Here is a 6,763-nt window from a genome sequence, read left to right as displayed (position 1 = left end):
TACACCAGAACCAACACACAGGATTCTAGGGTCTGCGCGCGTCGCTGCGCTCCTTGCTCCGCCCTAGAATGACGAAGGATACGTCCTGCCCTGCCGCTGGTCAGTTCATCATCATATGAAAGGTCGGCAGCGCCTGGGGAAAGACCAGCACCGCCGCGCCGTAAAGGAGCAGGGCGACACCCGACACTTTTGCTATGCCCTTTCCCGCCGGGAAGGTCTTTTCCGCAAAGATCAGCAAGGTGACCACGGCCATTGCGGCGACCTTCATGATCCCGAGCGGGAAAAGTGCCAGAAACAAGAGCCAGCAACAGCCCAGACAAAAGGCGCCGTGCTCGAGGCCCATGCGGACCGCGCCCCAAGAACCATCGCGCCAGGAGGTCAGGATGAAACCGATTGGCGTGCGGCATTTGGCCAGGCACAGATCCTTCAGTGGCGAGAGCTGGTAGGCGCCGGCAATGATCAGCAGGGCGCCGCCGATGCGCGCGGCCGTCGCCGTGGACAATCCCGCATGATCGGCAAGCGTCTCGGCTCCTGCGGCGCCGGCAAAGGCCAAAACGCCCACCGTGCCCCAAACCAGCATATAGCCTGCCACGAATACCCAGGTAGCGACAAAGGCCTCGCCGCGACCCCGTTTGCCGGCTTGGACCTGGTGGAAGGTCAGGATCATGGGCGCCGCCGTCGGAAACATCATGGCAATCATCATGATCATCCAGACGGCAAGAAACAGCGGCGCCGCCATGCCCATGGTGGGTGAGTACATCTCCATGCGCATATCTGCGTCCGCGCCGATCCGCTGCCGGATGAGCAAGACCCACGCCGCCGCGGCGACCGCGCCCAACAGGGCGAGAATGATGTTTCGCTGCAATGTCAGCGTCATGGGCGAGGCCGTTCCGACCATGCGTGCGGGACTATTGCTGGCCGGACCAATTGATCGGAGCGTAGTGTGCGTTCCGGCGGGAATTGTCCCAACTCATGCCATGGTCGCTGAAAGTATTGCCTTCCATTCCCATCGCCATACCGAGCCAGTCGGGATTGACGGGATGGCCGGAGGCCACCCACATCTCGCCGTCCTCGCGCATTGTCGGCAACGGTTCGACCGCCAGCTGCATCACGCCGGCAATCTCCACCGACCGCTTCTTGCCGTCGACCTGGTATCTGATCGGCACCTTCTTGGCTCCGAGATTGGTGCTGATCATCGGCGCGAAGGCGGCCATCGGCCCGCCCGCGGCGCCGGTGAAGATGGCGCCCAGCGCTTCGGTCTGCCTGTCATCCGCATGGTCGTCGATATAGGCGGCGGCCGTCCAATTGCCCTCCGCCATCGGGCCTGGCGTGTGAGCAACCATCGCGACATTGAGCCCGTCCAATCGAACGTCCCCGAAACTGCCCTTGCCGATATGAAAGACCAAGGCGACGTCGCAAACGCCTTTCGTCGGCTTCGATGTCAGCTGCGCCCGGGTCGACAACAGGCAAGGACATACGACATCGCAGCTGCAGTTTTCGAAGTAGCTTCCAGACAACCGCCAACTGACCGCCATTTACACCTCCCATTGTGTCAGGCGTGTCCGGCTTTGGCGAGGCGGTGCCGTTTCACGGAGAACGGCAGATAGCCCTCACCGCGACTGATCGGCACGCCGGGCAGTAATTTAAGGTCAAGCTAATAGAGCGTACGCCGTTGCCGTGGACTGTCAAGCGGAGGGCGCTGGGGAGGGGCGCTGTCTCGCCGACATATCCTTCGTCATTCTAGGGCGGAGCAAGGAGCGAAGCGACGCGCGCAGACCCTAGAATCCATGCCATGGCATTGGCCGTAGAATGCTGCGGTCCAGAATAGGCGCCGATGGCTGCGCCAGCTAGGATCGCCAGATGACCGGCTATGTCTACATGACTGCTAGCCAGAAAGGGGGCACGATCTACATCGGTGTCACCAATGACCTTGCCCGCCGCATACCCGAGCACAAGAATGGCCAAGGTTCCAGCTTCGCCAGCCGTTGCGGTGTGCAGCGTCTCGTCTGGTACGAGGAATATTTCGACATCGCTGATGCCACCCAGCGTGAGACGTCACTGAAACGCTGGCCACGGCGATGGAAGATTGAACTGATCGAAAAGAGCAATCCGGAATGGTTCGAGCTGTTTCGCGGAATTGGTTGGTGAGCGTTCTGCACGGTGGCGGCGGCATGGATTCTAGGGTCTTCGCGCGTCGCTTCGCTCCTTGCTCCGCCCTAGAATGACGAAGGACAGGTTGACGGGACAGCACGCTCCTCTGTCCTGCCGGGGCATCTTCTCGCAGGGAAGGATTCGCAGTTCCCGGCATCTTAGCCGCGCACCGCGCAAACAAAAAAAGGGCCGGCGCATCGCCAGCCCATTTATGTCTATCACCGATATATCAGCCGTATCCAGCGTTCAGCCAAAACCTCAGCTACCGCCAAATACCATGGCGCCTCAGCCCCCTACTGCTCGTCCTTCAGACGTCGGCAGAGCTCGTCGAGCTGTTCCAGCGAGCGGTAGTTGATCTTGAACGTGCCGCCCTTGCCCTTATGCTCGATGCTCACGATCATGCCGATCGTATCGGTCATCAGCTTCTCGAGCGCCAGCGTGTCGGGGTCCTTCTCGGGCGGGCTCGCGGGGGATTTCACCTTGGCTGGCGTCGGGCCGGCGGGCATTTGCGCCAAGGCTTCGGCCTGGCGCACCGAAAGCCCTTCCTTGACGATGCGCTTGGCGAGCCCGGCCGGGTCTTCGGCGGTGACCAGCGTTCGGGCGTGGCCGGCCGACAAATCGCCGTCGACCAGCATGTCGTGAATGACGTTGGGCAGCTTCAACAGCCTCAGCGTGTTGGCGACATGGCTGCGGCTCTTGCCGATCACCTGGCCGAGATCGGCCTGCGTGTAGCCATGCTCGTCGATAAGCTGCTGGTAGCCTTGCGCCTCCTCGACAGGATTGAGATCGGCGCGCTGGACGTTCTCGATGATCGCCAGCTCCAGCGCGGTGCGGTCGTTGACGTCGCGCACGATCAGCGGGATTTCGGTCAGACCGGCGCGCTGCGCCGCCCGCCAGCGCCGCTCGCCGGCGATGATCTCGTAGCGGCCGGGCTGCGACGGCGAGGGGCGCGCCACGACCGGCTGCACCACGCCGTGCTCGCGGATCGACTGGGCCAGATCGGTGAGCTCGGCATCGCCGAAATGCCGGCGCGGATTCTTCGGGTTCGGGCTGACGAACTCGATCGGCACCTTGCCGTCGGCCGCCACCGCCGCGCCCGGCTTTTCGGGCGCCGCCGGACGGTCGATTTCGCCGATCAGCGCCGCGAGGCCGCGGCCCAGTCTTTTTCTCGATTGGTCTTCGCTCATGAGTTTGTCCAGATCGTTTCGGAATCGAATCGGCTGATTAACCAAGCCGCGCGATGATGCTCAGGCGGCGCGCAGCTTGCGCTCGCGGCGGATCACCTCGGAGGCGAGCTGCAGATAGGCCTGGCTGCCCGAGCATTTCAGGTCGTAAAGGATCGCCGGCTTGCCGTAGGACGGCGCCTCGGAGACGCGCACATTGCGTGGGATGATCGTCTCATAGACCTTGTCGCCCATATGGGTGCGCACATCCTGCACCACCTGGTTGGCGAGGTTGTTGCGCCCGTCATACATGGTGAGCACGATACCCTGGATGGTGAGGTCCGGATTGATGGTATTGCGCACCTGTTCGACCGTCTCCAGCAACTGGCTGAGACCTTCCAGCGCGAAGAACTCGCATTGCAGCGGCACGAGAACGGAATCGGCCGCCGCCATTGAATTCAAAGTCAAAAGGTTGAGCGAGGGCGGGCAGTCGATCAGCACATAGCCGAACGGGGCCGAACGCTCGGAGGCAGCGCGCAGCGCATTGCGCAACTTGAGCACGCGGTCGGGCGCCGAGGCGATTTCCATCTCGATGCCGAGAAGGTCGAGAGTCGAGGGTATGATGGAGAGGCCGGGCACCGCCGTCGGCACCGCGGCCTGCTCCAGCTCGAGCTCGCCAGTCAGCACGTCATAGGACGAAACCGTGCGATCCTTGCGGTCAATGCCGAGGCCGGTGCTGGCATTGCCCTGCGGGTCGAGGTCGACGATCAGCACGCGCTCGCCGATCGCGGCCAGCGCCGTGGCCAGGTTGATGGCCGTCGTCGTCTTGCCGACGCCGCCTTTCTGGTTGGCGACAGTGATGATACGCGGTCCGGTTTTCATGGATTTATGCCAGTAATTCATTGCTGTTTCGCTGGGCGCAAGTCGGTGATGTCGAGGATGACGCCTTCGGCGTCGGTCATGCTCGAATGTTCTACCAGATCGAAGCCCCAGCGGTGAGTGCTTTCTTCCACCTCGGCGCGGTAATCCCGGCCTTTATGAAAGAGCGCGCGTGCGCCGCTGGTCAGCCAGGGCGCCGATAGGTCGAGCAGATCCGGAAGCGCTGCCAGCGCCCGTGCCGTGACGATTTCTGGTGTGGAAACAAGCGCATAGCTGTCATCGATGCGCCTGGCCACGACACGCGCCGGCAAACCGAACTGGCCTAAGACGGATTGCAGGAACGACGCCTTCTTTCGGTTGCTTTCGACTAGGGCGATCGATGCGCCGGGGCGCTCCGCCAGCAGGAAGGCCAGCACCAGGCCGGGAAAACCGCCGCCCGAGCCGAGATCGACCCAGCGCGTCGCGGTGGGTGCGATTCGCGCAAGCTGGGCGCTGTCCAGGATATGGCGGTGCCACACATCATCCAGCGTCGACGGCGCCGCCAGATTGATGCTGCGGTTCCATTTAAGGAACAGCCGTTCGAAAGCCTGCAGCCGCTCGAATGTTTCACGTGAAACTGGACCCGCTGCCTTTTGCAGGTCCGCCCAGGCATCCGCGCTCACGCCACGTCCCTTCGCGCCGCGAACTCGGCGTTGCGGACATGCGCCACAATGATGGCAAGCGCGGCGGGCGTCATGCCTTCCATGCGCTGGGCATCGGCAATCGAACGCGGCTGGCGCGCCTTCATCTTCTGCTTCAGCTCGTTCGACAGGCCCGGAACGTCCGAGAAATCGAGCGCCTCGGGGATGAGCCGCGATTCCTCATGCCTGATTTGTGCGGCGTCGGCTTGCTGGCGATCGAGGTAAACCGAATATTTCGCCTCCGTTTCGAGCCGCTCCGCCGTCTTGGCGTCCAGTTCGGCAAAGCGCGGCTCGACCCTTCTCAGCCAGGCCATGTCGACGCCCGGATGCGCCAACAGCGCATAGGCCGAGCGGCGCACGCCGTCCTTGTTGATCTCCAGCCCATGCCGTGCCGCTTCATTCGGCGTAAGCGTCACAGACTTTGCCAGCGCGCGGGCTTCGTCGAGCTTCTGCGCCAGCGCGCCAAAACGCTGCAGCCGCTCCGTTGACACGATGCCGAGTTTTTCCGCCAACGGCGTCAGCCGCTCGTCGGCATTGTCGGCGCGCAGCGACAACCGGAACTCCGCGCGCGAGGTGAACATGCGATAGGGCTCGGCGATGCCCCGGCTGGTCAGGTCATCGACCATCACGCCGATATAGGCCTCGGTGCGGCTGAGCACGAACGGCTCATCGCCGGATGCCGCCCGCGCGGCGTTGATGCCGGCGAGCAGGCCTTGCGCGCCGGCCTCTTCATAACCGGTCGTGCCGTTGATCTGCCCGGCCAGGAAAAGGCCGGCGACGCGCTTCGTCTCCAGCGTCGTCTTCAGCTCGCGCGGATCGACATGGTCGTATTCGATGGCATAGCCCGGCTGCAGCATCGTCGCCTTTTCCAGCCCCGGGATCGTCTTCAGCATGTCGAGCTGCACGTCTTCCGGCAGCGAGGTCGAGATGCCGTTCGGATAGACGGTGTCGTCGTCGAGGCCTTCGGGCTCGAGGAAGATCTGATGGCCCTCGCGGTCGCCGAACTTGACGATCTTGTCCTCGATCGACGGACAGTAGCGCGGCCCGATGCCTTCGATCGAGCCGGAATACATGGCCGAACGACCGAGATTGGCGCGGATCAGCTCATGCGTCTCCGGCATGGTGCGGGTGATGCCGCAGTGGATCTGCGGATTGGCGATTTTGTCCGTCATCAGCGAGAACGGTACCGGATCCTCGTCGGCGGCTTGGGCGTCCAGCGACGCCCAGTCGATGGTGCGGCCGTCGAGGCGAGGTGGCGTGCCGGTCTTGAGGCGCCCGAGCTTGAAACCCGCACGCGCCATGGTCGCTGACAAGCCCATGCTTGCCTGCTCGTTCATGCGGCCGGCGACGACCTTCTTCTCGCCGATATGGATCAGCCCGCGCAGGAACGTGCCGGTGGTCAACACGACGGCACCGCAAGCCAGCTGCCGGTCGCCCGAAACCAGCACCGCCCTGACGCGATCATCTTCGATCTCGAGGTCCAGGACCTCGCCCTCGACCACGTCGAGATTGGCTTGCTCGCGGATCGCGGCCTGCATGGCGAGCCGATAAAGCTTGCGGTCGGCTTGGGTGCGCGGACCACGGACCGCGGGACCCTTGCGGCGGTTGAGCAGGCGGAACTGGATGCCGGCGGCGTCGGCGATGCGTCCCATCAGCCCGTCCATGGCGTCGATTTCGCGCACGAGATGTCCTTTGCCGAGACCGCCGATCGCCGGATTGCAGGACATGACGCCGATCGTCTCGAAGCGCAGAGTGACCAGGGCGGTCCTGGCGCCGGCGCGCGCGGCAGCACTCGCCGCCTCGCATCCGGCATGGCCGCCGCCCACCACCACCACATCATAGTGATTGGTCATTTTTCCAAGAATCCGCTTTCAGAGATTGGGTTGACAG

At 63.5% G+C, this 6,763-nt stretch carries 7 protein-coding genes; 1 reads left to right on the top strand and 6 read right to left on the bottom strand.

Features of this window, described 5'->3' with window-relative positions:
* Window positions 1-100: 100 nt before the first annotated feature.
* Together LB523_RS21495 and LB523_RS21490 are read right to left on the bottom strand one after the other, a co-directional pair.
* Window positions 101-838 (bottom strand): DUF2182 domain-containing protein, encoded by a 738-nt coding sequence (locus LB523_RS21495; protein WP_224606753.1) that lies wholly within the window; start codon window positions 836-838, stop codon window positions 101-103.
* A gap of 70 nt (window positions 839-908) precedes the next feature.
* Entirely contained in the window at window positions 909-1,535 is a 627-nt protein-coding gene (locus tag LB523_RS21490; protein ID WP_224606751.1) for a DUF1326 domain-containing protein, read from the bottom strand.
* Window positions 1,536-1,860: 325 nt separating this feature from the next.
* Here LB523_RS21490 and LB523_RS21485 point away from each other — a divergent pair, with 325 nt between their 5' ends.
* Window positions 1,861-2,148 carry a GIY-YIG nuclease family protein gene (locus tag LB523_RS21485; protein ID WP_140845354.1) on the top strand — a complete coding sequence of 96 codons (288 nt, stop codon included), beginning with the start codon at window positions 1,861-1,863 and terminating at the stop codon, window positions 2,146-2,148.
* Between the two features lie 296 nt (window positions 2,149-2,444).
* Here LB523_RS21485 and LB523_RS21480 read toward each other — a convergent pair whose 3' ends face one another.
* The 4 genes from LB523_RS21480 to mnmG are packed head-to-tail and all read right to left on the bottom strand — an operon-like array spanning window position 2,445 to window position 6,726.
* The gene (locus LB523_RS21480; protein WP_224606749.1) at window positions 2,445-3,338 is read right to left on the bottom strand and encodes a ParB/RepB/Spo0J family partition protein; all 894 of its coding nucleotides are present in this window, start codon (window positions 3,336-3,338) and stop codon (window positions 2,445-2,447) included.
* 60 nt (window positions 3,339-3,398) lie between these two features.
* Window positions 3,399-4,196 carry a ParA family protein gene (locus LB523_RS21475; RefSeq protein WP_095769880.1) on the bottom strand — a complete coding sequence of 266 codons (798 nt, stop codon included), beginning with the start codon at window positions 4,194-4,196 and terminating at the stop codon, window positions 3,399-3,401.
* Window positions 4,197-4,213: 17 nt separating this feature from the next.
* Window positions 4,214-4,855: a 16S rRNA (guanine(527)-N(7))-methyltransferase RsmG gene (rsmG, locus tag LB523_RS21470; RefSeq protein ID WP_224606747.1), complete on the bottom strand. Its 642-nt coding sequence runs from the start codon at window positions 4,853-4,855 to the stop codon at window positions 4,214-4,216.
* On the bottom strand, window positions 4,852-6,726 hold the full coding sequence (gene mnmG / locus LB523_RS21465; RefSeq protein ID WP_224606744.1) for a tRNA uridine-5-carboxymethylaminomethyl(34) synthesis enzyme MnmG: 1,875 nt from the start codon (window positions 6,724-6,726) through the stop codon (window positions 4,852-4,854). Before mnmG ends, rsmG begins: the two co-directional genes overlap by 4 nt.
* Window positions 6,727-6,763 lie beyond the last annotated feature (37 nt).

The organism is Mesorhizobium sp. ESP-6-4, assembly GCF_020164735.1.
Taxonomy (GTDB): domain Bacteria; phylum Pseudomonadota; class Alphaproteobacteria; order Rhizobiales; family Rhizobiaceae; genus Mesorhizobium.
The sequence above is the reverse complement of the archived record's forward strand: the minus strand, read 5'-3'. Positions and strand labels throughout refer to the sequence as shown.